The organism is Subtercola endophyticus, from assembly GCF_021044565.1.
Classification (GTDB): Bacteria; Actinomycetota; Actinomycetes; order Actinomycetales; family Microbacteriaceae; genus Subtercola; species Subtercola endophyticus.
Genome location: NZ_CP087997.1, coordinates 4,084,652 through 4,108,333, shown reverse-complemented (window position 1 = coordinate 4,108,333; position 23,682 = coordinate 4,084,652). Strand labels below are relative to the sequence as shown.

Genomic DNA, 23,682 nt, shown 5'->3' with positions numbered 1-23,682 from the left:
TCTAGGCAACTTTCCAGGGGTCGACCAGGGGATCGTCGTCGCGGTGTCGATCGTTTTCGGCGAGCCACCCGGTGGCGTCGGGCTCGACTCCAGCGAACAGGTCGGCGAGTTCGGAGGCAGGAACCCATCGCTTCTTCGCCGGCTCCCGCAGCGCGATCACCACATTGGTGGGCTTTCCGTTGCGAACGACGCGAAACTGAGTGCCTGCCTCAGCACGACTGACCACGTCGCTGGCGTTCTGCTTCAGCTCACGGAGCCCGATGTCTGCCTTACTCATGTCGTTATTGTACGGCAAATGTAGAACAAGGGCTACATTTCGGATGGCCGCCTCACGGCCGCGGGTCAGGGGTCGAGCTCGGCCGCGGCTCCGCCTGCCGCGTCGAAAGTTACGCCGTCGACCCCCACCAGTCACCGCAGCGCCGTACCGGCACCATCGCCGGACGCACGATGATGCCGCCCCAGCGGCACGATGAGCGGGGTTCCGGTCACCGGGTCGTCGAGCCGCAGCGACTCCACGCCGAACACCTCGCGCACCAGCGAAACCGTCACCACATCGGCCGGCGCCCCCTCGGCGACGATCGCGCCGCCAGACATCGCCACGAGGTGATCCGTGTACCGACACGCGAGATTGAGGTCGTGCAGCACCATCACCACGGTCGTTCCGCGGGTGCGATTGAGGTCGACCAGAACATCCAGAACCTCGAGCTGGTGGCTCAGGTCGAGAAAAGTGGTGGGCTCGTCGAGGAGCAGGATGCCCGTCTGCTGCGCGAGCGCCATGGCGATCCAGACCCGCTGACGCTGGCCGCCCGAGAGCTCGTCGATCGACCGCCCGGCGAGGTCTGCGGTGCCAGTCGCTGCGAGCGCTTCTGCAACGATGGCGTCGTCTGAGGCGTTCCAGCGCGAGAACAGCCCCTGGTGCGGGTAGCGGCCGCGCGCCACGAGGTCGTTGACCGTGATGCCCTCGGGCGCGGTGGGCGTCTGGGGCAGCAGCCCGATTTTCGTCGCCACCGTCTTCGTTTTCAGGCTCCGGATGCTCTCACCATCGAGCAGCACCGCCCCACTCGTGGGTGCCAAAAGCCGCGCCAGGCCGCGCAGCAGAGTGGATTTTCCGCAGGCATTCGGCCCGACGATGGTGGTGATGCGCCCGGTGGGAATCTCGACGCTCAAGTTGTCGACGATCATCCGGTCGCCGTAGCCGAGAGAGACGCCGGAGGCCGCCAGCGTCGCCGGCGATAAGGCCGTGGCAACCGATGCCGGAGCGGCGGCCGCATAATCGCGTGCGGGTGCAGATGCGTTCGAGGTATCGATGTCAGCCTCCCAGGCCACGGCGGTTGGTTCTGGTCAGCAGCCAGAGCAGATAGGGCGCGCCCACGATTCCGGTGACGACGCCGACCGGAAACGAGGTGCCGGGCACGGCGAACTGCGCCACGAGGTCGGCGGCGAGCATCACGACGGCCCCGAGCAGCGCAGCCGGCAGCAGTGCCAGCCGGCCGGAGCCCACCAGCCCGCGGGCGATCGGAGCCGAGACGAGAGCGACGAACCCGACCGGGCCGACCACCGAGACGGCCACCGCCGCGAGCGCCACGGCCGTCACGATGAGCAGCAGCCGCGTTCGCTCGAGCGACACTCCGAGCGCCGCAGCGGAATCGTCGCCGAGCCGAAGCACGTCGAGCCGCCGCGCCTGCACGAAGGTGGCCGGAACGAGCAACACCATCGTGGCCGCCAGCACGGCCACCTCGGCCCAGCTGGCGTTGTTCAGGCTGCCGGTGATCCAGACGAGCGCCTGTTGCACGTCGGTGATTCTGCTGCGGGTGAGCTGCAACGAGACGAGGGCCGCCGCCAGCGCCGCGATACCAATGCCGACCAGCACGAGCCGATAGCCGCTGACGCCGTTGCGCCAGGCGAGCAGGTAGATGGCGGCGGCGGCCACGAGCGCCCCGGCCAGCACCACGCCCGAGAGCGCGAACCCGCTCAGGCCGAGCACGAGAATCGCGGTGATTCCGGTGGCACTCGCGCTCGAGGTGATGCCGATGATGTCGGGGCTCGCCAGCGGGTTGCGCACGATCGACTGAAAGAGCGCGCCCGAGAGCCCGAGGCACACACCCACGAGCAGGGCTTCGGATGCCCGGGGCAGACGCACCTCGTTCACGACGAACAGTGCCGATCTCGACCCGTGCCCGGCCAGAGCGCCGAAGACATCGGGCACACTGAGGGTGAACGCTCCGAGGCAGAGCGACACCAGTACGAGCGCCAGGATGAGGGCGCCGAGCACGAGCGTCACCCGCAGCTCGCGCGCCGTCCCGCGGCGGCGCAGCGAGGCGGGGTGGCGGGCATCGTGGCGGCGGGCCTCGGGGTGCGGAGCCTCGGAGTGGGGAGCTTCGGGGTGGGGAGCCTCGGGGTGGCGGCCTACACGGCGGGAGGGGGTGGCTGCAGCGTCGCCGGCCGGCTGGTGGTCGCTGTGCGTTTGCGCGCGCCGAACCTCGCTTTTCACAGGGCGGCCAGCCGTTTGCGCCGCACCAGGGCGATGAACACGGGCGCGCCCACGAAGGCGACGACGATGCCGACCTGCAGCTCGCCCGGCAGCGCGATGACTCGGCCGATCACGTCGGCCCCGACCAGCAGAACGGGCCCGAGCACGAGGGAGAACGGCAGGATCAGACGGTAGTCGGGCCCCGTGATCACCCGAGCGATGTGCGGAATCACGAGCCCGACAAAGACGATGGGGCCGACGGCCGCGGTGGCCGATCCGCAGAGCAGAACGACCGCCACGGCACCGAGCAGCCGCGAGAGCGCGACGCGTTGTCCGAGGCCGCGGGCAAGGTCGTCGCCGAGAGCCAGTCCGTTCAGGCTGCGGCCCAGGCACAGGGCGAGCACGATGCCGGCCAGCGCGAGCGGAGTGACGGAGGCCAGAACATCCGCACCCCGGCCGGCGAGCGAGCCGACCTGCCAGAAGCGCAGGGCGTCGAGCGCTTCGGTGCTCGTGAGCTGGATGGCCGTGATGATCGAGCCGAGCGCCGCTGACACGGCGGCGCCGGCCAGCGCGAGTTTGACGGGGGTCGTGCCCTCGCGGCCGCCCGAGGCCACGACGTAGACAAGCACCGCGGCGAGTGCGGCCCCCGCGAAGGCGAACCAGAGGTAGTTCGAGGGTGCCGTGATGCCGAAGACCGAGATTGCTATGACGATGGCCAGGGCCGCACCGAAGTTCACCCCGAGGATGCCCGGATCGGCCAGCGGATTGCGCGTGAGGCCCTGCATCACTGTTCCGCCCAGGGCCAGGCAGATGCCGGCCAGCAGACCGATGAGGGTGCGCGGCAGGCGCTTGTCGATCACCACGATCGCGTCGGTCGCCGAGGGGTCGGCGCCGACCGTCGGCGCGCCCGAGCCGGTGGCGCCGCCCTGAATCCAGTGCCCGAGCGCCGACCACACAACGTCGGGCGCGATGTAGCGGGAGCCCACGGCGAGGCTCAGCACGCACACGGCGGCCAGGGCGACGAGCGCCACGGCGAAACCGATGACGATCCGGCGGTTCGGTGCGTGGCTGCGCGCCGGCGCGGTGGTGGCCGCGGGCGGGGCCGCGGCGGTGGTGGTGATGGCGGTGACCGCGCGCACCGCGGTAGTGGCGGTGGCCGCGCGGACCGCGGTGGTGGCCGCGCCACCTGCGCCAGCGTCCGCGTCATCCGCGCGACCGCCACCCGCGCCACCGCCACCCGCGCCCCCGGCGCCGCGACGCGAACCGCCGCCGGCGCCCGCCGGGTCGGCGGTTCGCGTCACGAGCGGGCTTCGCTTACTTCGCTGCCGCGGCGGCGAGTTCGGGAACGTACTGGTCGAGCATCCACGGAATCGACAGCACGCTCGGCGCGCTGGTCGCCATGACGAACGACTGCCCCACAATCGGCGCGAACCGGCCGGCCTGCACCGCCGGCATGGCGGCGACGAGCGGGTCGGCAGCGAAAGTGTCGGCGGCCGCCTGGTCGTCGAAGTAGGCCACCAGAACGTCGCTGGTGAGCTGGTTCACGTTCTCGAAACTGACCGGAAAGAAGTAACTTCCGGCACTCGACCCGTTGTCGACCGTCGCCACGCTGGGGGCGACGGTCATGCCGAGTTGCGTCAACAGCTGCACCCGCGGGTCTCCCGCGGTGTACACGTTCAGCACGTCGGGGGTGTTGTTCGCACCGTAGACGAAGCTCTTGCCGGCGAGAACCGGGTTGGCGGCGGCGAGCGCCGACACCTGGTCGTTCGTCTTCGTGAGCAGGGCATCCGCTTCTGCCGTCTTGCCGAGCGCCTTACCGACGATCGACAGCTGGTCTTGCCACGACGTCGACCAGACCGCGTCGGGGTAGGCCACCACGGGTGCGATCTTGCTGAGGGTGTCGTACTGCTCTTGGGTCAGGCCCGAATACGGCGCGAGAATCACGTCGGGCGCCGCCTGCGCGAACTGCTCGATGGGCGGCTCGCCGGTGTCACCGCCGTCGAGCAGAATCGGAGTCTGGCCGCCGAGGTCGGTGATCGCGGTCGCATCCCAGGGCAGCACGCCGTCGGCGTTTCCGCCGTACGTCATCTTCGGCATGGCGACCGGAACCACCCCGAGCGCCAGCACGGCATCTTGCGCCGACCAGCCCCACACCGCAACCCGCGTCGGCTGCGATTCGATGGTGGTTTCACCGAGCGCGCTCGAGATCGTCACCGGAAAGGCGTCGCCCGCTGTGCCGGTCGCCGCAGCGCTGCTCGCCGTTTCGGAACCGCTCGGTGACGAGCTGCAGCCCGTCAGCACGAGTGCCGTGGCCGCCGCGAGGGTGGTCGCAATGAGGGTGAAACGGCGGCGTGCACCGGGCGAGTGGATGGTCGGCAAAGGGGTTTTCACGAATCGTGCTCCTCATCGGGCGCGCTGCTGTGGCGCCGGGTCAGGTTAGCCTAACCTAACCATCGTATGGATGCGACCCGAGCCGATGGCGGCCATCGCTTCGAGCCGCGGGTCGGCGTGCCCGGGCTCGACGCGCGGCCGCGAGAGAAGCCGGGCGGACTTCTCTCGCCGGGGGCTACGCCGGCACGGCGGCGGGCGCTGGCGGAGCACCAGGAGCACCGGCAGCAGCGAGGCGCATGGTAGCGCCGGCCCGGGCGGCGAGCTCGGTCGCCGTCGCGGCGATCGTGCGCTGCATCACCCGCACGGCGGCGGGCGGGGCGACATCGGCGGGGCGCGCGAGGCTGATCGTGCGCGTGATGGTCGGGCCGTCGAGTCGCACCGATCGGAGCCCCGGGCGATCGATGAGCACCATCGCGGGCACGATGGCGACGCCGAGTCCGCGTTCGACGAAGCGCAGCACCGCATCCATTTCGGCCCCTTCGAGCACCACCTCGGGCGAGAGCGCGGCGTCAGCGAAGGCCGCGTCGGTCGCGCTGCGCAGGTCGTAGGTCTCGCTGAAGACGATCTGCGGCAGCGCCGCGACCTCGGTGAGCGTGATGGTAGCGCCCGATGCGACAGCTGGCGCGGCGGCCGAGGAGATGACCACGAGCTCTTCGACGAGCAACGGCGTCACCGTGAACCGCTCGGCTGTCGACGCATCAGAGGTCGTGATGAGCGCGAGGTCGAGCTCCCCACCGGCGAGTTCGTCGAGCAGGCGGCGCGATCCGTGCTCTGAGAGGTGCAATTCGACGGCCGGATGCGCAGCGTGAAACGCGCTGAGCACCTCGGCGACGAGGCTGATGCAGAGCGTGGGCGTCGCGCCCAGCCGAACCCTGCCCCGCTCGAGGCCGGCCAGTTCGGCCAATTCTCGGCGAACGGATTCGGCGTCGGCGAGCATCCGTTTCGCCAGAGGCAGCAGGGAATCACCCGCGGTCGTTAGCGTGCTGCCGCCGCGGGTTCGCGCGAACAGCTGGGCACCCAGGTCGTGTTCGAGCGACGCGATCTGGCGACTCAACGACGGTTGCGCGAGATGCAGCTGTTCGGCGGCCCGGGTGAAGTTGCCGACACGGGCGACCTCGACGAAGCTGCGCAGTTGTTCCAGGTTCATTCTCATAGCGTATTCGCATCGTGATCACGATTTATATGCATTGGAGTAATCGGATGCCCGTGCCTAACGTGAAGGAATGACCACTTCAGAACGCCAAATCTCCACCACGGTTCTCGTCATCGGCACGGGCGGATCGGGCCTGCGCGCCGCCATCGAGCTCGCCGAAGCCGGGGTCGATGTGCTCGCCCTCGGCAAGCGCCCCAAGAGCGACGCCCACACCTCCCTCGCGGCCGGCGGCATCAACGCCGCGCTCGCCACGATGGACGCCGACGACAGCTGGCAGCAGCACGCCGCCGACACGCTGAAAGAGAGCTACCTGCTCGCCAACCCGCACACCGTCGAGATCGTGACCTCCGGCGCTGCCCGCGGCATCGAAGATCTCGAGCGCTACGGCATGCCGTTCGCGCGCGAAGCCGACGGCCGCATCTCGCAGCGTTTCTTCGGCGCGCACACCTACCGGCGCACGGCCTTCGCGGGCGATTACACGGGCCTCGAGATTCAGCGCACACTGATCAACCGGGCCGCACAACTGCATGTTCCCATTCTCGACACGGTGTACGTGACGCGCATTCTGGTCAACGACGACGGGGCGGTGTTCGGGGCATACGGCTTCGACCTCGAAGACGGCACGCGGTATCTGATTCACGCCGACGCGGTCATCCTGGCCGCCGGCGGGCACAACCGCATCTGGCGGCGCACGTCGTCGCGGCGCGACGAGAACACGGGCGACTCGTTCCGGCTGGCGGTCGAGGCGGGCGGGCGGCTGCGCGACCCCGAGCTGGTGCAGTTTCACCCGTCGGGCATCATCGAGCCCGAGAACGCGGCCGGCACGCTCATCTCCGAGGCGGCCCGCGGCGAGGGCGGAATCTTGCGCAACGGGCTCGGCGAGCGGTTCATGCAGAACTACGACCCCGAGCGGCTCGAGCTGTCGACCCGTGACCGGGTGGCGCTGGCCTGTTACACCGAGATCAAAGAGGGGCGCGGTACGCCGAACGGCGGGGTATGGCTGGATGTCTCGCACCTGCCCCGCGAGACCATCATGACCCGGCTGCCGCGCGTCTACCAGACGATGCTCGAGCTGCAAATGCTCGACATCACGCAAGACCCCATCGAGATCGCGCCCACCGCGCACTACTCGATGGGCGGGGTCTGGGTTCGGCCAGAGGATCACTCGACCGACGTACCCGGGTTGTACGCCATCGGCGAAGCGTCGTCGGGGCTGCACGGGGCGAACCGGCTCGGCGGCAACTCGCTGATCGAGCTGCTGGTGTTCGGGCGCATCGTGGGGCAGGCCGCGGCCGCGTATTCGGCCGGGCTGCCGGCGCAGGCGCGTTCGGCCGCCGCCGTATCGACCGCACGAGGCGAGATCGCCGAGCTGCTCGCGGCCGACGGACCCGAGAACGTGCGCGCCCTGCAGCGCGCCATTCGTAACACGATGACCGAGCACGCGGGCGTGGTGCGCGACGAGCAGGGGCTGCGGGCCGGCCTCGCCGAGCTCGACGCCATCGAAGCGCGCATCGCCGGCGTGGGCATCCACCCCGACATCGCGGGCTACCAAGACCTCGCCCACGCGTTCGACCTCAAGTCGGCCGCCCTGGCGGCTCGGGCCACTCTGGAGGCGGCACTCGAACGCCGCGAGACTCGGGGCTGCCACAACCGCAGCGACTACCCCGAGCTCGACCCGGCGCTGCAGGTGAATCTCGTGTGGTCGCCGGCCGGTGGTGTCGTGCGCGAGCCGATCCCGGCGATCCCCGCCGAGATCGCGGCCCTCATGCGCGAAGAGGTGTCGGTGGCGGGCAAGCTCGTGGAGTAGCCGGGCGGCCGGGCGCGGTAGTTCGGCGCTCGTGCGGCGGTTTGGCGCTTGTGCGGTAGTTCGGCGCGTCTGTGGTAGTTCGGCGCTACTGCGGTGGTTCGGCGCTCGTGCGGTAGTTCGAACCACCGCCGAAGCGCCGAAGTACCGCGCGGGGATCCCTTGCACGGATACCCGCGCCGCGCCACCGGTTGCGCCCGAGCCGCCGCGAAAATACGGTGAGGGCAACCGTCAGAAAGGCACCACCGTGGGATTCGACCAGTATCACGAACCGCCCGAAGAACTGAGCGCCGAAACGCGCACGTTCGCCCGCATGTGTGCGAGCCTCAGCGAAGAGGCGGAGGCCATCGGCTGGTACGTGCAGCGCATGTCGGTCGAGCCCGACGAAGACGCGAAGGCCATCATGGAGGATTCGCTCGGCGAAGAGTTCAAGCACTTCAGCATGGAGCTCGAGTTTCTGCTGCGCAAGACTCCGAAGTGGCGAGAGATCGCCCAGGGCATCCTGTTCACCGACGGCGACATCGTGCAGCACGGTGAAGACGCCGAAGAGGCTGCCGGATGATCGGGGTTCCGCGCTAGCGCACGTTCACGTGCACGCCCTGGGGCCGCCGCGGCGCTCAGCCCGCAGTCTGCTGAATCCGCAACCGCTCGAGTGCGCCGACCAGAACGGTCACGTCGTGGGCCACGACAACGGTACCGAGTTTGCGCCCGTCTGGCCGCTTGACAGTGCGCGAGATGGCGTCAGGGCAGTGCGGTTTTCGGCGTCGATGCGGCAGATCGCGAAGGGCGCGAGGATGACCGCGGCGCACTCCAGCGCAGAACGCGGCGCCACGCCCCCGACCGCGAACGGGGTGAGAAACACGGCGAGCGTCATGACCATCGAGACAGATCTGAGACAGCTGGGCTCGGGTGCTCATCACGGTGCTCATCACGGTGTTCGTCACCGTGTTCGTAGACGCCCGCGCTGACGGGCATCCGCTCCCCCGGCCGTGTCGCTTAGGTCGGAGCAGAGCGAACATGCCGACAATACGGGGACATGACGGCTCTGCTCCGACGTAACTCCCGGCGCGGGGCGGGGCGGCTCAGCTCGCGATAGCGGCCTCGCGGGTGAGCACGAGCAGATCCATGCGGCCCGACTGAACGGTCTCACCGTCTTGATTGCGCGCCGAAACCAGCCGCTCGACGACCCCGTTTCGACCGTTGCTGGCGAGACGCGTCGACAGAATATCGACCGTGCACGTGATTGTGTCGCCGATGAAGACGGGCCTCTCGAAGCGCCACTGGTCGACGCCGAGCAGGGCGACGGCGCTGCCCTCGAACACGCCTGTGCGCGCGATGAGGCCGAGGCACAGCGACGTGACGAAGAGGCCGTGCACGATGCGCTGGCCGTAGCGGGTGTGAGCTGCGAATTCGACGTCGGTGTGCACCTGATTGTTGTCATTCGTCAGGGCTCCGAACATCACCACATCGGTCTCAGTGACGGTCTTGCCCGGTGTGACGAACGATTGACCGGCGTGCAGGTCTTCGAGGTAGTGCGGCATCAAAAAAGTATCTCGCGCCACCGCGGGGCGCGCCAAGTGGATGCCCGGGGTGCGACTACGCGCGACGAACGGACGCCCGGGGCCGTGCCCGTCGCCGCTGGATGCCCGCGGCCGTCGCACCCGCACGAACGGATGCCCGCGGCGCCGCACCCGCCGCCCGCGGATGCCCGTGCCCGTCACGCCCGCAGCCAGTGGATGCCCGCACCCACCGCCCGTGGATGCCCGCGCTCGTCGCACCCGCCGCCAGTGGATGCCCGTGCCGTGCTACTCACCCGCCGCCGGTGGATGCCCGCGCCGTGCTACTCGCCCGACCCCGACCCCGCGCCCGACTCCGGCTCCGACTCCGGCTTTTCGATGTCGTCGCCGTCGGAATCCTTCGACGTGGCGAAGTCCGCGTCTTGCGGCACCGTGAAGTCGTGAAACGGATCAACTTCAGGCGTGCCCGCGCTCGTGTCACTCTCGTTCTCGCTCATGCCTCGAACCTACGCCGCCCTGCCAATGCGTGCGCCGGGTTGCCCACGCAGACAATGACGGGTAGTGACGTAGGGTGGCGACATGAATGACAGCGAGCGGGCCAAGCGCGACGACCAACTCACGACCGCACCGAAGGCCGACGCCTCGGACGCGGCACCGCGCATCGACGTCACCGAGACCGCCGACGGCACCAAGCGCATCGACGTGCGCGACGACGCGAAATACCGCCCCGGCAAGGCCTGACTGGGCGACGCCCGACGTGCGTCACACGCAGTCCGAGGGGCCCCGTCAGTGCCTCCCACCGCCGGGCAGGCGCGCGTAGCCTCGACGTGGCGCACGACGCGGCGCGGGTGACTCCGCACGCGTGACGCCTCACACGAAGGAGAACGACGATGGAGTACCGCCTGCTGGGCCGCACCGGCCTCACGGTCAGTCCGCTGTGCCTGGGCACCATGATGTTCGGCGACTGGGGGAATAGTGACGTCGAGGATTCGGTCTCGATCATCCACCACGCCCTCGACGCCGGCATCAACTTCGTCGACACCGCCGATGTGTATTCGGCCGGCGGATCCGAAGAGATCGTCGGCAAGGCGCTCGCTGGGCGCCGCGACGACGTGGTGCTCGCGACCAAGTTCTTCATGCCTATGGGCACGGCTCCGAACCAGGGCGGCGGGTCGCGCAAGTGGATCATGCGCGAGGTCGAGAACTCGCTGCGCCGCCTCGGCACCGACTACATCGACCTCTATCAGGTGCACCGCCCGAGCGCTGAAATGGATGTCGCAGAAACCCTCGGAGCGCTCAGCGACCTGGTTCGCCAGGGCAAGGTGCGTTACATCGGCTCGTCGTCGTACCTCGGCAGCCAGATCGTCGAGGCGCAGGTGGTGTCGCGCGATCGCAACCTCGAGCGGTTCGTCACGGAGCAGCCACCGTACTCGATCATGGTGCGCGGAGTCGAAGGCGACGTGCTACCCACGGCCCAGCGCTACGGCATGGGAACGCTAACCTATAGCCCGCTCGGCGGCGGCTGGCTTTCGGGGCGCTGGCGCAAAGACGCCGAGACGCCCACTCCCGCGTCGCGCGCACGCCGCGCGCTGCCCGGCCGCTTCGACATGTCGCTGCCGGCGAACCAGCAGAAGCTGGAAATAGCGGATGCCCTGGCCCACGTCGCCGAAGAAGCAGGCATCTCGCTCATCGAGCTGGCGATCGCCTTTGTGATCCGTCATCCGGGCGTGACCTCGGCCATCATCGGGCCGCGCACGCTGGATCAGCTTCAGTCGCAGCTGCCGGCAGCCGACGTGGTGCTGAGTGACGAGGTGCTCGACCGCATCGACGAGCTCGTGGTTCCCGGCACCACCATCAACCCGGCCGACAACAGCTACAGTACGGCGGAGCTGGCCGTAGGCGCGCGGCGGCGCTGAGCTCAGCGGTGGCGGCGGGGGCGCGGCGGCGCTGAGCTCAGCGGACACGCTTCGCGGGTGAGCCCATTACCCCGCGTTGAGCCTGTTGCCACCTGTTGAGCCCCTTATACCGGGCTCAACAAGGCGCAACGGGCTCAGCAGCCCCACAATGGCCGTTTTTCACGCCAAAGTCGCCCCCGTTTTGGGAGTTTCGGGTGCGTGCAGTGTGCTGGCAGGCTTACGCACGTCGTGTCGGAGGCCACCCTTCCCCGGCCCGCCACACACTCACCCGAAGCTCGCCGTTGCGCTCGAAAGCGGCCGCCCAGAAAAGAAGAACCGTGTCGTCGTACGAAGAACCCGAATCGAAGTCCACTGCCGCCCAGATCGCGATGCTCACCGGCCTCGCCGCGCTGGCGGCCGTCACCGCTACGCTGGCGACGATCGCCCTGACGATCAGCCACTGATCATTCCGCGCCGCTAGCGGAACGCCGTGCATCCAGGTACGCGTTCACAATGAGGTCGCCGCGAATCGCGCGCAGTGTGTCGATCAAGCGGTCGACCAGTTTCGGTGCCACCGCCGACGCCGCCAGATCGTAGGGCCCGAGCGGCAGCAGTTTGCCCGCCCGAATGCGCACCACCTCCCAGCCGGCTGCGCGCAACAAGCGGTCTTTACGGCGGTCGGCAACCTCGCGTCTGCCGACGTGTTCCAGCCCGAATCGGCCGACGGTGTCGTACTCGATGGCGACGCGCAGGTCGGGCAGCAGGATGTCCGGCCACACCTCGAGCCGACCGAAGAACGGCCGCGCGACCCGAACCGCGTTCACGGAGGCGTCGAACTCGAGGCGCTCAGCCAGCAACTGGCGCAATCGCGCCTCGGCTGCGGATGCGGGCCGTGGCGCCGCCGCACTGTGGAACGCCTCCCCGGCCCCCGGCAGCGCAAGCGCCGTCGGCGGATCGGCCTGAGCTCGGGCATCCCGAACCCGCTGGCGGGTGGCGCCTGCGCTGCACTCGGGGCACCACGACGACCGCCGCCGGGTGCGACCGGGGCGGTTGCGCTGCTCGTCGGGAGTCGCCACGAAGACGTGCCCCACGTCGCATAGCCAGGTGAGGTAGACATCGGCGGCCGGAGGAATCTGCGTGAGCGTGATGAAGTCGTTGAGGTCAGGATGGTACTGCCGGATGAGCGCGGGAAACTGTTGCCACTGCTCGCGATACTCGCCCACGTCGTAGGGCACCACGGCACCCTTCGAGAACTGCCGCCTGGCCCACCACGCCGCTACGTTGTCTGTCACCCTCGCCTGCCACCGCCGTCCGCCACCCTCGCCCTCGCCCGCTACCCTCCCCGCGCGGCGAGAGTACCTCCACCCCCCGACACGCCACCCGTGCCCCTACGTAGCTCAATCCACTTTGCGAAAAGTGCTCGAACCGGGTGATCTTGGGGGCCTTTTCGCAAAGTCGATAGATGTCGGCGGGTGGAAGTAGTGTTCGAAACACGGCGAGAGGAGTCGGCATGGTCGAGCACGAGCCCCGAGCATCCTCACCCTGCGGCGCCCGGCTCGAGGGCGAGCCCGCGTGCGGCGAACCGGCGGCGCCGGGGTCGAGTCTCAACCTGTGCACCCGGCACCTGCTCGCGGCGTACGACGAAGTCGCGGCCGACGTCGGCGTGACGGATGCCCTGCCCTCCCCCTGCCTGGCCTGCAGCTCCCGGCTCGGGGTGCGCTACCCGTCGGGCTGGCTCTGCGCAGTGTGCGAGTGGAAATACGGAGACGTTCCCGACCCGGGTTCTGCGGCCATCCGGGTCGATGTCGTGTACTACGTTCGCGCCGGGGAGCGCATCAAGATCGGCACGTCGGCCAACCCGCGCGGGCGGCTCGCCCAGCTGCACTTCGACGAATTACTCGCCTTCGAGCGCGGCGACCGGCACCTCGAACGGCGCCGTCACGCGCAGTTCGGCGCCCATCGAGTCGCCGGAAGCGAGTGGTTCGCTGTGCACGACGAGCTGCTACAGCACATCCACTTGGTCGCCGCCGGAGTCGGCGACCCCTTCGACCTCTACCGCCGCTGGGTCAGCGAGGCGGTGGCGCTGCGCGGCTGACACCGGCCGACGGCCCACAAAAGAGCGGAGTTTTCGAGGGGGTGTCTCCATATGCGAGCTACCACCCGCAAATCTCCGCTGTTTTGACGTGGCGGGGGCAGCGGCGCGGTACGCGGCGGTACGGCGGGGCGCGACGACCGCGCGGCCGGGGCGACGGCCCCGCGAAGCATCAGTAGGGCGCCCCCACCTCGTAGACCTCGAGCGGCAGCCCATCGGGGTCGCGAAAGAAGAACATCGCAAGGCCCGTGTGTGGGTCGGTGCGCAGCTCCTCGCACGAGACCTGCTGCGCCATCAGTTCCTGCCGCACCCCCGCCACGTCGACCGCCGCGAAGGCGAGGTGCCGAAGCCCGAGCGCCTCGGGTCCGGATGCCCGCTGAGGCGCCCCCGGAAAGCTGAACAACTCGACGACGTACTGCCCGTTCAGCGCGAGCTTTCCCATCCACGAGTCACGCTCGGCGCGAAAGTACTCGGCCTCGAGGGTGAACCCGAGCACGTCGACGTAAAACCGCTTCGAGAGCTCGTAGTCGCTGGCGATGATGGCGATGTGGTGCACCCCGGTGAACTGCATACAGACAGTATCGCCCGCCTAGAGTTGAGCCATGCCGCCCGACCAGCCCGCCCGCCGCCCCCCGGGCCTGTACGACGTGGCGAAGCTGGCGGGTGTTTCGCACCAGACGGTGTCGCGGGTGCTCAACAATCACCCGAGCATCCGGGAGTCGACTCGCGAGCGCGTGCAGCAGGCCATCGACGAACTCGGCTACCGCCCCAATCGGCTTGCGCGTGCGCTCAAGTCGAACCGTTCGCTCCTGCTGGGAGTGCTGTCGGCGTCGAGTTCGCAGTACGGGCCGTCGGCGTCGATCCGTGCCATCGAGGTCGCCGCGCGCCGGGCGGGGTACTTCGTGATCACGGTCAATGTCGACTCCGCCGAACAGCAGGAGGTCGAGCGCGGACTCGACAGCCTGCTCGACCACGCCGTCGAGGGGCTCGTCGTGATCGCGCCCGAACTGAACGTGCTCGAGGCATTCACGGCGCTCAAGGTCTCGGTGCCGTTCGTGACCCTGCAGTCGACGGCCGACAGCCGCGACAGCGAACTCTCGGTCGACCAGATCGCGGGCGCCCGCGCCGCCACCCGTCACCTCCTCGACCTCGGTCACCGTGCCATCGCCCACCTTTCGGGGCCGAGCGATTGGTTCTCGGCTCAAGCACGCGAGGCGGGTTTCGCCGCCGAGATGACGCAGGCCGGCCTTGCCGCCGACGCAGCGTTCGAAGGCGACTGGTCGGCCACGTCGGGGTACGAACGAGCGAACGAGCTGCTCGCGCTGAACCGGTACACCGCCGTTTTCTGCGCCAACGACCAGATGGCGCTCGGTTTGCTGCGAGCTGCGGATGAACGGGGAATCGCCGTGCCCACAGACCTCAGCGTGATCGGCTTCGACGACATGCCCGAAGCGGCATACTTCCACCCGCCCTTGACTACGATGCGGCAGGATTTCGACGAACTCGGCCGACGCTCGGTCGAGCTCCTGCTGCGCAAGCTCGCCGGAACGCCGCAATACCAACTCTCGATGCAGCCCGAACTCGTCGTTCGCGCGAGCACAGCCCGGTCGCACGACGAAGTCTGAATCAATCACGGCCGAAGGCTTTGTCATCGGGCGGCATTATGTTAACGTTCACATGACGACTTCCCGAACCGGATGCTCGACCCCACCGCCTTGAGACGAAGAGGTTTCTCTTGCCCGACTCCCCCGCCGCGCGCGAAACGATCGCCGCGGGCCGCGCCTTTCTCGGCATCGAACTCGGATCGACCCGCATCAAGCTCTGCCTGATCGGGGACGACCCCGCGACCGTGATCGCGACCGGCAGCCACGACTGGGAGAACCAGTTCGTCGACCGGCTATGGACCTACTCGCTCGACGACGTCTGGACGGGCATCCGCGCCGCCTACGCCGACCTGCTCGCCGACGCCGAACGCCGCCACGGCGTGCGCCCCGAGACCTTCGGCGCCATCGGAGTCTCGGCGATGATGCACGGCTACCTCGCCTTCGACGAGGGTGGTGAGCTGCTCGTTCCGTTCCGCACCTGGCGCAACACGAACACCGGCCCCGCTGCCGCCGCACTGTCGGAGCTGTTCGGCGTGAACATCCCGTTGCGCTGGTCGATCGCTCACCTGCACCAGGCCGTCATCGACGCCGAGCCGCACGTTCCACAGATCCGCTTTCTGACAACGCTCGCCGGGTACGTGCACTGGAAGCTCACGGGGCGCAAGGTCATCGGTATCGGCGATGCCTCGGGCATGTTCCCCATCGACTCTGCCACGCACGACTACGACGCCGACCTGCTGGCGCGCTACGACGGGCTCGCCGGGAGGACCGGCGACGCTGCGTCCGGCAACGCGGCGGCCGGCGACGGGACGTCCGGTGCCGCACCGCGAGCGTCCGCACCCTTGCGTGACCTGCTGCCCGAGGTACTCGTCGCCGGCCAGACCGCCGGCGAACTCACGCTGGAGGGAGCCGCGCTGCTCGACCCGACGGGCGCGCTGCGGCCCGGCGCACTGCGGCCGGGCGCGCTGCTCTGCCCGCCCGAAGGCGACGCCGGCACCGGCATGGTCGCCACCAATGCCGTCGCGCCGCGCACCGGCAACGTCAGCGCCGGAACCAGCATCTTCGCGATGATCGTGCTCGAGCATCCGCTCGCCGAGGTGCACCACGAGCTCGACCTCGTCACCACGCCGGCCGGAGACCCGGTGGCGATGGTGCACTGCAACAACGGGGCGAGCGAGCTGGCCGCCTGGGCGGGGCTGTTCGGTGGATTCGCCACGGCCGCCGGCGCACCCCTCGACGCCGACGCCGTCTACGACGCACTCTTCAGCGCAGCCCTGCAGGGCGAAGCAGATGCCGGCGGACTTCTGGCGTACAACTACCTGGCCGGCGAGCCCATCACCGGCTTGGAAGAGGGGCGGCCCCTGGTGGTTCGAGCCCCCGACAGCCGCTTCACCCTGGGCAACTTCATGCGCGCACAACTCTACGGCGTGTTCGGCACCCTCGCCCTCGGCATGCGGGTGCTCGACGACGAGGGCGTCGCGCTCGACCGGATGCTCGCCCACGGCGGCCTCTTTCGAACCGCGGGTGTGGCGCAGCGCTTCCTCGCCGCTGCGCTCAATACGCCGGTCTCGGTCGGCGAAACGGCCTCGGAGGGCGGAGCGTGGGGCATGGCGGTGCTCGCATCGTTCGCAGCCGCCCGTTCCGAGCTCGACCTCGATCTGGACCTCGATCTCGATCCCGACCTCGACCTCGATACATACTTGCGCGACCGCGTCTTCGACCGCGCCACTGTCGAAACCGCGGCTCCCGATGAGGCCGACGTCGTCGGTTTCGCCAGCTACCTCGACAGTTACAGCGCCGGGCTCGACATCGAGCGCGCCGCCGTCACCAGCCTCCTGCCGAAAGGAACCAACGCGTGACCGATTCGACCCAGCCCGCGACCCCGCCCGCAGCCCCGCCCGCGACCCCGCCCGCCGCCCCGCCCGCCGCAGCAACACCCTCGTTTGGCCCTGAGATCGAGGCCGCGATCACGGGCATCCGTGCGGATGTCGCCGCGTTGCACGCGGAGCTGGTGAAGTACGGCCTCGTCATCTGGACAGGCGGCAACATCTCGGGCCGCGTGCCCGGCGCCGATCTGTTCGTGATCAAGCCCAGCGGCGTGAGCTATGACGAGCTCAGCCCCGAGAACATGATTCTCTGCGACCTCGACGGCCGGGTCATCCCGGGCACGCCCGGCAGCGACCGCTCGCCCTCGAGCGACACCGCCGCGCATGCATACGTCTATCGGCATATGTCTCTCGTCGGCGGGGTGGTGCACACGCACTCGACCTACGCCACCGCCTGGGCGGCTCGCGGCGAGGCGATTCCGTGCGTCATCACCGCCATGGCCGACGAGTTCGGCGGACCGATTCCGGTCGGCCCGTTCGCCATCATCGGCGACGACTCCATCGGTGTCAGCATCGTCGACACCCTCAGCGGGCACCGTTCGCGGGCCGTGCTGATGCAGAACCACGGCGTCTTCACCATCGGCAAAGACGCCCGCGACGCCGTCAAGGCGGCCGTGATGACCGAAGACGTGGCCCGCACGGTGCACATCGCGCGCCAGCTGGGCGAGGTGCTGCCCATCCCCGAAGCCGCCATTGATTCCCTCTTCGACCGGTACCAGAACGTCTACGGCCAAGCGCCAAAAGGAGCCCTGCAGTGAGCACGAGCATCATTCCCGACCTCGACTCGTACGAGGTCTGGTTCTTCACCGGCAGCCAGAGCCTCTACGGCGAAGACACCCTGCGCCAGGTCGCTGAGCAGTCGCAGCAGATCGCGGCCGCGCTGCAGGCTTCGAGCGACATCCCCGTCACCGTGGTGTGGAAGCCGGTGCTGAAAGACTCCGAGTCGATTCGCCGCGCAGCCCTCGACGCGAACGCGAACGACAGGGTCGTGGGCCTCATCGCGTGGATGCATACCTTCAGCCCCGCGAAGATGTGGATCGCAGGCCTCGACGCCCTGCAGAAGCCCCTGCTGCACTTGCACACCCAGGCGAACGTCGAGCTGCCGTGGGCCGACATCGACTTCGACTTCATGAACCTCAACCAGGCCGCGCACGGCGACCGGGAGTTCGGGTACATCCAGACCCGGCTCGGGGTCGCCCGCAAGACCGTGGTCGGCCACGTGTCGAACCCCGCGGTCACCGCGTCGATCGGCACCTGGAGTCGCGCGGCGTCGGGTTGGGCATCCACTCGTTCCCTTAAGCTGGCGCGCTTCGGCGACAACATGCGTTACGTCGCCGTGACCGAGGGCGACAAGACCGAGGCCGAGCTGGTCTTCGGCGTGCAGGTCAACACCTGGGGCGTCAACGAGCTGGCCGAGGCTGTCGCCGCGGCGACGGATGCCCAGATCGACGCCCTCGTCGAGGAGTACCTTCTCGCCTACGACGTTGCTCCCGAACTACTGCCCGGGGCCGACCGTCACGAGTCGCTGCGCTACGGCGCGGCCATTGAAATCGGGCTGCGCTCCTTTCTCGAAGAAGGCGGATTCGGCGCTTTCACCACGAGCTTCGAAGACCTCGGAGCCTTGCGTCAGCTGCCCGGCCTCGCGGTGCAGCGCCTCATGGCCGACGGCTACGGTTTCGGCGCCGAGGGCGACTGGAAGACCGCCGTTCTGGTGCATGCCGCCAACGTGATGGGATCCGGTCTACCCGGCGGCGCCTCGCTCATGGAGGACTACACCTACGACCTCACGCCCGGCAACGAGCTCATCCTCGGCGCGCATATGCTCGAGGTCTCGCCGTCGTTGACCACCACGAAGCCCACGCTCGAGATCCACCCGCTGGGAATCGGCGACCGCGAAGACCCCGTGCGGCTCGTCTTCACGGCAGATTCGGGTCCCGGCATCGTGGTGGCGATGAGCGACATGCGCGACCGGTTCCGTCTGGTCGCCAACGTGGTCGAGGTCGTGCAGCCCAGCGCTCCGCTGCCGAAGCTGCCCGTGGGACGTGCCGTCTGGAAGCCCGAGCCGTCGTTCGCCGTCTCGGCCGCCGCCTGGCTCACCGCGGGCGCCGCACACCACACCGTCATGTCGACGGCCGTCGGCCTCGAGACGTTGACCGACTTCGCCGACATCGCCAAGACCGAGCTGCTCGTCATCGACTCCGCAACCGAGCTGCGCTCGTTCGCCGACCAGGTGCGCTGGAACCAGGCCTACTACCGCCTCGCCCGCGGCCTCTAGCCGCGCGCGGCGCACGGCGCACGCCGCACGCCGCACGCGGCGCGAGGCGCGAGGCGCGAGGCGCGAGAGCGACTTCTTCGGACGAGAGCGGCCGCCCCGGCGGCTCATCTCGTCCGAAAGGGTCGCCCTCGCGCGCCGAGGCGTCAGGGCGCGCCGAGGCGTCAGTGCGCCCAGGCGCCCGTCGACTCGCGCGGAACCACACGAACGGGGCCCAGACGCACTCCGCGAGCGGTCTGCCCGCCAATCGCGCGAACGAGTTCTTGCGCCGCAGACCGGCCGAGTTCCTGCAGGTTCATCTCAACACTCGTCAACGGCGGGCGGGCCTCCTCGGCGAGCAGGTCCCAATTGTCGAAGCCCATCACCGCGACGTCGTCGGGCACTGCGAGCTTGCTCTCGCGCAACTGATCGAGGGCGCCGCGGGCGAGCTGATCGCTGCCGCAGAGCAGCGCGTCGAACCGCTCGCCGGATTCGACGAGCGACTCGGTGCACCGACGCCCCCAGCGCTCACCCCACGGGCCGAAGAGTCCGGTGCCGCCGACGAGCGAGAGGCCTTCTTCGTGCATCCGCTCGGCAGCACCGGCGACCCGATCGCGAGCCGCCGAGTACGACGGGTCGCCGTTGATGAACGCGATTCGGCGGCGCCCGCGCGAGAGCAGGTGCTCGACCGCCTGGCGTCCGGCATCGTGATTGTCGGGCGTGAACGAGAGATCTTCGGGGTCTTCAGAAGGGGCGTAGACATAGACGACCGGTATCGACAAACCGGCGGTGATGGATGGTCGGGGGTTCGTGGTTCGTCCCACCACCAGCAACCCGTCGACCCGTTTCGCCAACAGCATGTTCAGCTGGTGATTCTCGCGAATCGAGTCGCTGCGGGCGTCGGCGAGCAGCACCGAAGTCGACCCGGCTCCGAACGCGTCTTCGGCGCCGAGCAACACGGGCAGAACGAAACGATTGTCGAGGTCTTGCGTGAGCATGCCGATGGTGCCGGTGGTGGCCGAGTTCAACGCCTTGGCGAAGGGGTTCGGGGTGAACGAGAGCGCGGCTGCGGCGTCGAGCACCTTCTGCCTGGTCTCGGCTCGCACCTGACTGACGCCGTTGATCGCCTTCGACGCCGTAGCCAACGAGACGCCGGCGAGTTCGGCGACATCGGTCAGCGTCGTCGCGCCTTTACCCCTCTTGCGGCCGTCCATCGTCTACCCGTCTGATTCCTGCGAAACCCTACGTAGATTGTTACACGCACTTTGCACCGACTTTGCGCTTGACGTGCTGGATTTTCGCCCTTATGGTGATGACCGAAAGTACTTTCGGTGTTTTCGGTATCGGTTACCTGCACCAGCACGGCCACGTCACATTCAGAGAGGAATATCGTGATCAGTTCAACCAAGAGGGGGCGCCTCGTCGGGGCCGCCGTTCTCACCGTCGCCGCCGTGGCGGGCCTCGCGGCCTGCTCGTCGGGCGGCACCGCCTCCGACACATCGTCGGCCGCCGCAGCCGGCGGCACCTACACCTTCTGGGATCCGTACCCTCAGTTCGATGAGACCGCAGACTGGTCCAAACTCGTCGCCAAGTGCGGCACCGACGCCGGTGTCACCATCGAACGCACCGGGTACGACACCTCCGACCTGACCAGCAAGGCACTGCTCGCGGGCCAGCAGGGCAACTCCCCCGACGTGCTGCTCATCGACAACCCCGTCGTTTCGACGCTGGCCGATGCGGGCATCCTGACCACCACCAAAGACCTCGGGCTCGACACGAGCAACTTCGCCGCGAACATTCTCGCTGCGGGTCAGAGCAACGGCGACACCTATGGCGTTCCGATCGGCGCGAACACTCTCGCGCTGTACTACAACAAAGACATTCTCACCGCAGCCGGCGTCGACATCGCGAGTGTCACCGACTGGGATTCGCTCAACGCAGCCCTCGCCAAAGTCAAGGCAGCCGGTAAACAGGGCATCACCTTCGCCGGAATCGGCACCGAAGAAGGCAGCTTTCAATTTCTGCCGTGGTTCTGGGGAGCCGGCGCGAACCTGAACGACCTCAGCTCGCCTCAGGCGGTCGCCGCAGCCACTCTGTGGACCAACTGGGTGAAAGAGGGCTACGCGCCGAACTCGGTGATCAACAACACACAGACCACGAGCTGGCAGGAGTTTTTGGCCGGTGACACGGCCTTCAGCGAGAACGGCACCTGGCAGCTCGCCGGAGCCGACAAGTCGGGGCTGAGCTACGGCGTCATTCCGATTCCCGCTCAGACGGGCGGATCGGCGGCCGCGCCGACAGGCGGCGAATTCGTCACCGCTCCGGTGCAGAAAGACACGTCGCGTTACGCCACCACCGAGAAGATCATCTCGTGCCTGACCAGCGATGCGAACCTGCTGACCACCGACACCACGTTGTCGTACGTGGCTCCCATTGCTACCGTGCAGCAGCAGCAGGTCGCCGCGAACCCGGAACTGGCTCCGTGGGTCGCCGCCGTCGCTGCCGCGAAGGGCCGCACGAGCGACAACCTCGGCACAAAGTACCCGCTCATCTCGCAGCAGATGTGGGGCGGTTTTCAGAACGCCATGTCGGGTAGTCAGTCGCCGACCGATGCCATGAAGGCCGCACAGACCGCGGCCGCTTCGGCCACGCAGTAATACACAGGCAGCCCGAGGTGCCGGTTATTCACATAACCGGCACCTCCAGCCACCGCCGCGGACGATCAAGGTAGGAATTCTTTATGACCATCACCCAGAAGACCGGCGCTTCGTCTGCGCATCGGGCCGGCGGGGCGACACCTCCCGTCGCCTCGCCGGGATTCCCAGTCGACGAAAATGTGCCCAAACGGCGCAAGGTGCGCTCCTCTCAGTGGGTAGCGTGGGCGTTCCTTGCCCCGGTCGTCATCTACCTGGCGCTGTTCTACGTCGTTCCGCTTTATAAGAACATCGACCTGAGCATCCGTGACTACACGGTTCGTTCGTTCGTGCAGGGCAACGCCCCGTTCACCGGTCTCGACAATTACCTCAAGGTCTTCAACGACCCCACGTTCTGGCCCGCGATCTTTCACACCGGCTTCTTCGTTCTGATCTCGATTCTGTTCCAGTTCACCATCGGTATGGCGCTGGCGGTGTTCTTCTACAACAAATTCCGGCTCTCCGGCACCCTGCGGGCCCTCTTCTTGGTGCCGTGGCTTCTGCCGCTCATCGTTTCGGCTTCGACCTGGTCGTGGATGCTCAACAGCGACTCGGGCATCGTGAACTCGGTGCTGCAGGCGTTCGGCATCGGCAGCATCAACTGGTTGACGTCGCCGGGCTGGGCCCTGATCTCGGTGACGATCGCCAACATCTGGATCGGTATTCCGTTCAACCTCGTTATTCTCTACTCCGGCCTGCAGAACATCTCGGCCGACCTCTACGAAGCCGCCTCGCTCGACGGTGCGAATGCCTGGCAGAAGTTCTGGCGCATCACGTTTCCGCTTCTTCGGCCCGTCTCCGCCATCACCATCTTGCTCGGCCTGGTCTACACGCTGAAGGTCTTCGACATCATCTGGATCATGACCAAGGGCGGGCCTGCGAACTCGTCGACCACTCTCTCCACCTGGTCGTACCAGCTCGGCTTCGGCTCGACCCTGCCCCGCTTCGGGCCCGCGGCGGCGGTCGGCAACATTCTCATCATCGTGGCGCTCGTCTTCGGGCTGCTCTACATACTCATGCAACGAAGGGAGGCCCGTCGATGACCACATTCGCCACCCCGTCGCGCGCCGCACTGTCTGCCGCCGACGCCCCGGCGCCGAAGATCCGGCGGCCCCGCAAGACGTGGTACATCACCGTGATCGGCGTCGTACTCACCGCGATCATGCTGTTCCCGATCTACTGGATGATCAACGTCTCCCTCACGAAGACCACCGACATGCGCAAGAGCCCGCCGAACTGGTTTCCGATCGACCCGACGTTCTCGGGCTACCAGGCGGTCATCTCCCAGCAGCTGCCCTACCTTGCCACGAGCCTCATCGTGGGTCTGGGCACCGTGATCGTGACACTGGTGTTCTCGGCGCCGGCGGGTTACGCGCTTGCGAAGCTCCGGCCGCGCGGGGGCGGTGCGCTGAGCTTCGTGTTCCTGATCTCGCAGATGATTCCGGGCATCATCATGGCCATGGGGTTCTATGCGATTTACCTCAATCTGGGCATCCTGAACTCGATACCGGGGCTGATCATCGCGGATTCGACGATCGCGGTTCCATTCGGAGTGCTGCTCTTCACGGCCTTCATGTCAGCGATTCCCGACGAGCTGATGTCGGCCGCCAAGATCGACGGAGCCAGCACCTGGCGAACGTTCACCTCGATCGTGCTGCCGATCAGCCGCAACTCCATCGTGACGGTTTCGTTGTTCGCCTTCTTGTGGGCCTGGTCTGACTTCATCTTCGCCTCGACGCTCGACGGCGGCGGCAAGATTCAGCCGATCACGCTCGGCATCTACAAGTACATCGGCAACAACAACCAAGAGTGGAACTCCATCATGGCCACGGCCGTGGTCGCCTCGATTCCGGCCGCCGTCTTGCTCGTCGTCGCCCAGCGTTACGTCGCCGCCGGCGTGACGGCCGGCGCGGTCAAAGACTGACC

At 68.0% G+C, this 23,682-nt stretch carries 24 protein-coding genes; 13 read left to right on the top strand and 11 right to left on the bottom strand.

Features of this window, described 5'->3' with window-relative positions; translation table 11 throughout:
- Position 1: 1 nt before the first annotated feature.
- The 6 genes from LQ955_RS19050 to LQ955_RS19025 form a co-directional block, all read right to left on the bottom strand.
- Positions 2 to 277: a type II toxin-antitoxin system Phd/YefM family antitoxin gene (locus LQ955_RS19050; protein ID WP_231026045.1), complete on the bottom strand. Its 276-nt coding sequence runs from the start codon at positions 275 to 277 to the stop codon at positions 2 to 4.
- Positions 278 to 408: 131 nt separating this feature from the next.
- Entirely contained in the window at positions 409 to 1,182 is a 774-nt protein-coding gene (locus tag LQ955_RS19045) for an ABC transporter ATP-binding protein (RefSeq protein ID WP_231028198.1), read from the bottom strand.
- A gap of 127 nt (positions 1,183 to 1,309) precedes the next feature.
- Positions 1,310 to 2,491, bottom strand: a complete 1,182-nt coding sequence (locus tag LQ955_RS19040) for a FecCD family ABC transporter permease (protein ID WP_231026044.1) — start codon at positions 2,489 to 2,491, stop codon at positions 1,310 to 1,312.
- Entirely contained in the window at positions 2,488 to 3,609 is a 1,122-nt protein-coding gene (locus tag LQ955_RS19035) for a FecCD family ABC transporter permease (RefSeq protein ID WP_390623502.1), read from the bottom strand. Before LQ955_RS19035 ends, LQ955_RS19040 begins: the two co-directional genes overlap by 4 nt.
- 175 nt (positions 3,610 to 3,784) lie before the next feature.
- Complete coding sequence (locus LQ955_RS19030; protein WP_231026042.1) at positions 3,785 to 4,861, bottom strand: iron-siderophore ABC transporter substrate-binding protein; 1,077 nt, start codon at positions 4,859 to 4,861, stop codon at positions 3,785 to 3,787.
- A 175-nt stretch (positions 4,862 to 5,036) separates the two neighbouring features.
- Complete coding sequence (locus LQ955_RS19025) at positions 5,037 to 6,008, bottom strand: LysR family transcriptional regulator (RefSeq protein WP_231026041.1); 972 nt, start codon at positions 6,006 to 6,008, stop codon at positions 5,037 to 5,039.
- Between the two features lie 76 nt (positions 6,009 to 6,084).
- On the opposite strand from LQ955_RS19025, the gene LQ955_RS19020 reads away from it, so the two are divergent.
- Both LQ955_RS19020 and LQ955_RS19015 read left to right on the top strand, forming a co-directional pair.
- Complete coding sequence (locus LQ955_RS19020; protein WP_231026040.1) at positions 6,085 to 7,821, top strand: L-aspartate oxidase; 1,737 nt, start codon at positions 6,085 to 6,087, stop codon at positions 7,819 to 7,821.
- A 244-nt stretch (positions 7,822 to 8,065) separates the two neighbouring features.
- A complete protein-coding gene (locus tag LQ955_RS19015; protein WP_231026039.1) occupies positions 8,066 to 8,380 on the top strand; it encodes a ferritin family protein in 315 nt (104 codons plus the stop codon).
- A 520-nt stretch (positions 8,381 to 8,900) separates the two neighbouring features.
- Here LQ955_RS19015 and LQ955_RS19010 read toward each other — a convergent pair.
- Together LQ955_RS19010 and LQ955_RS19005 are read right to left on the bottom strand one after the other, a co-directional pair.
- Positions 8,901 to 9,539 (bottom strand): MaoC/PaaZ C-terminal domain-containing protein, encoded by a 639-nt coding sequence (locus tag LQ955_RS19010; RefSeq protein ID WP_231026038.1) that lies wholly within the window; start codon positions 9,537 to 9,539, stop codon positions 8,901 to 8,903.
- Between the two features lie 119 nt (positions 9,540 to 9,658).
- Positions 9,659 to 9,832, bottom strand: a complete 174-nt coding sequence (locus tag LQ955_RS19005; protein ID WP_231026037.1) for a hypothetical protein — start codon at positions 9,830 to 9,832, stop codon at positions 9,659 to 9,661.
- A gap of 82 nt (positions 9,833 to 9,914) precedes the next feature.
- On the opposite strand from LQ955_RS19005, the gene LQ955_RS19000 reads away from it, so the two are divergent.
- The 3 genes from LQ955_RS19000 to LQ955_RS20060 all read left to right on the top strand — a co-directional run bounded on the left by LQ955_RS19000 (position 9,915) and on the right by LQ955_RS20060 (position 11,694).
- Entirely contained in the window at positions 9,915 to 10,076 is a 162-nt protein-coding gene (locus LQ955_RS19000) for a hypothetical protein (protein WP_231026036.1), read from the top strand.
- Between the two features lie 149 nt (positions 10,077 to 10,225).
- Positions 10,226 to 11,251, top strand: coding sequence for an aldo/keto reductase (locus tag LQ955_RS18995; protein WP_231026035.1), 1,026 nt, complete (start codon positions 10,226 to 10,228; stop codon positions 11,249 to 11,251).
- A gap of 317 nt (positions 11,252 to 11,568) precedes the next feature.
- Positions 11,569 to 11,694 (top strand): hypothetical protein, encoded by a 126-nt coding sequence (locus LQ955_RS20060; RefSeq protein WP_255713662.1) that lies wholly within the window; start codon positions 11,569 to 11,571, stop codon positions 11,692 to 11,694.
- On the opposite strand, the gene LQ955_RS18990 is transcribed toward LQ955_RS20060, so the two are convergent.
- Positions 11,695 to 12,522: a zinc-ribbon domain-containing protein gene (locus LQ955_RS18990; protein ID WP_231026034.1), complete on the bottom strand. Its 828-nt coding sequence runs from the start codon at positions 12,520 to 12,522 to the stop codon at positions 11,695 to 11,697.
- A gap of 218 nt (positions 12,523 to 12,740) precedes the next feature.
- Here LQ955_RS18990 and LQ955_RS18985 point away from each other — a divergent pair, with 218 nt between their 5' ends.
- Positions 12,741 to 13,325, top strand: coding sequence for a GIY-YIG nuclease family protein (locus tag LQ955_RS18985; protein ID WP_231026033.1), 585 nt, complete (start codon positions 12,741 to 12,743; stop codon positions 13,323 to 13,325).
- Positions 13,326 to 13,494: 169 nt separating this feature from the next.
- Here LQ955_RS18985 and LQ955_RS18980 read toward each other — a convergent pair whose 3' ends face one another.
- Positions 13,495 to 13,893, bottom strand: coding sequence for a VOC family protein (locus LQ955_RS18980; RefSeq protein WP_231026032.1), 399 nt, complete (start codon positions 13,891 to 13,893; stop codon positions 13,495 to 13,497).
- Positions 13,894 to 13,924: 31 nt separating this feature from the next.
- Here LQ955_RS18980 and LQ955_RS18975 point away from each other — a divergent pair, with 31 nt between their 5' ends.
- The 4 genes from LQ955_RS18975 to araA all read left to right on the top strand — a co-directional run bounded on the left by LQ955_RS18975 (position 13,925) and on the right by araA (position 19,087).
- The gene (locus LQ955_RS18975) at positions 13,925 to 14,947 is read left to right on the top strand and encodes a LacI family DNA-binding transcriptional regulator (RefSeq protein ID WP_231026031.1); all 1,023 of its coding nucleotides are present in this window, start codon (positions 13,925 to 13,927) and stop codon (positions 14,945 to 14,947) included.
- A gap of 110 nt (positions 14,948 to 15,057) precedes the next feature.
- Positions 15,058 to 16,785, top strand: coding sequence for a xylulokinase (locus LQ955_RS18970; protein ID WP_231026030.1), 1,728 nt, complete (start codon positions 15,058 to 15,060; stop codon positions 16,783 to 16,785).
- Positions 16,786 to 16,880: 95 nt separating this feature from the next.
- The gene (locus LQ955_RS18965; protein WP_231028197.1) at positions 16,881 to 17,570 is read left to right on the top strand and encodes an L-ribulose-5-phosphate 4-epimerase; all 690 of its coding nucleotides are present in this window, start codon (positions 16,881 to 16,883) and stop codon (positions 17,568 to 17,570) included.
- On the top strand, positions 17,567 to 19,087 hold the full coding sequence (gene araA, locus LQ955_RS18960; protein ID WP_231026029.1) for an L-arabinose isomerase: 1,521 nt from the start codon (positions 17,567 to 17,569) through the stop codon (positions 19,085 to 19,087). The genes LQ955_RS18965 and araA overlap by 4 nt, the downstream gene beginning before the upstream one ends.
- A 161-nt stretch (positions 19,088 to 19,248) precedes the next feature.
- On the opposite strand, the gene LQ955_RS18955 is transcribed toward araA, so the two are convergent.
- Complete coding sequence (locus LQ955_RS18955; protein WP_231026028.1) at positions 19,249 to 20,277, bottom strand: LacI family DNA-binding transcriptional regulator; 1,029 nt, start codon at positions 20,275 to 20,277, stop codon at positions 19,249 to 19,251.
- 177 nt (positions 20,278 to 20,454) lie between these two features.
- On the opposite strand from LQ955_RS18955, the gene LQ955_RS18950 reads away from it, so the two are divergent.
- The 3 genes from LQ955_RS18950 to LQ955_RS18940 all read left to right on the top strand — a co-directional run bounded on the left by LQ955_RS18950 (position 20,455) and on the right by LQ955_RS18940 (position 23,680).
- A complete protein-coding gene (locus LQ955_RS18950; RefSeq protein WP_231026027.1) occupies positions 20,455 to 21,720 on the top strand; it encodes a sugar ABC transporter substrate-binding protein in 1,266 nt (421 codons plus the stop codon).
- Positions 21,721 to 21,803: 83 nt separating this feature from the next.
- Complete coding sequence (locus LQ955_RS18945) at positions 21,804 to 22,799, top strand: carbohydrate ABC transporter permease (RefSeq protein ID WP_231026026.1); 996 nt, start codon at positions 21,804 to 21,806, stop codon at positions 22,797 to 22,799.
- 119 nt (positions 22,800 to 22,918) lie between these two features.
- Positions 22,919 to 23,680, top strand: a complete 762-nt coding sequence (locus LQ955_RS18940; RefSeq protein ID WP_231028196.1) for a carbohydrate ABC transporter permease — start codon at positions 22,919 to 22,921, stop codon at positions 23,678 to 23,680.
- Positions 23,681 to 23,682 lie beyond the last annotated feature (2 nt).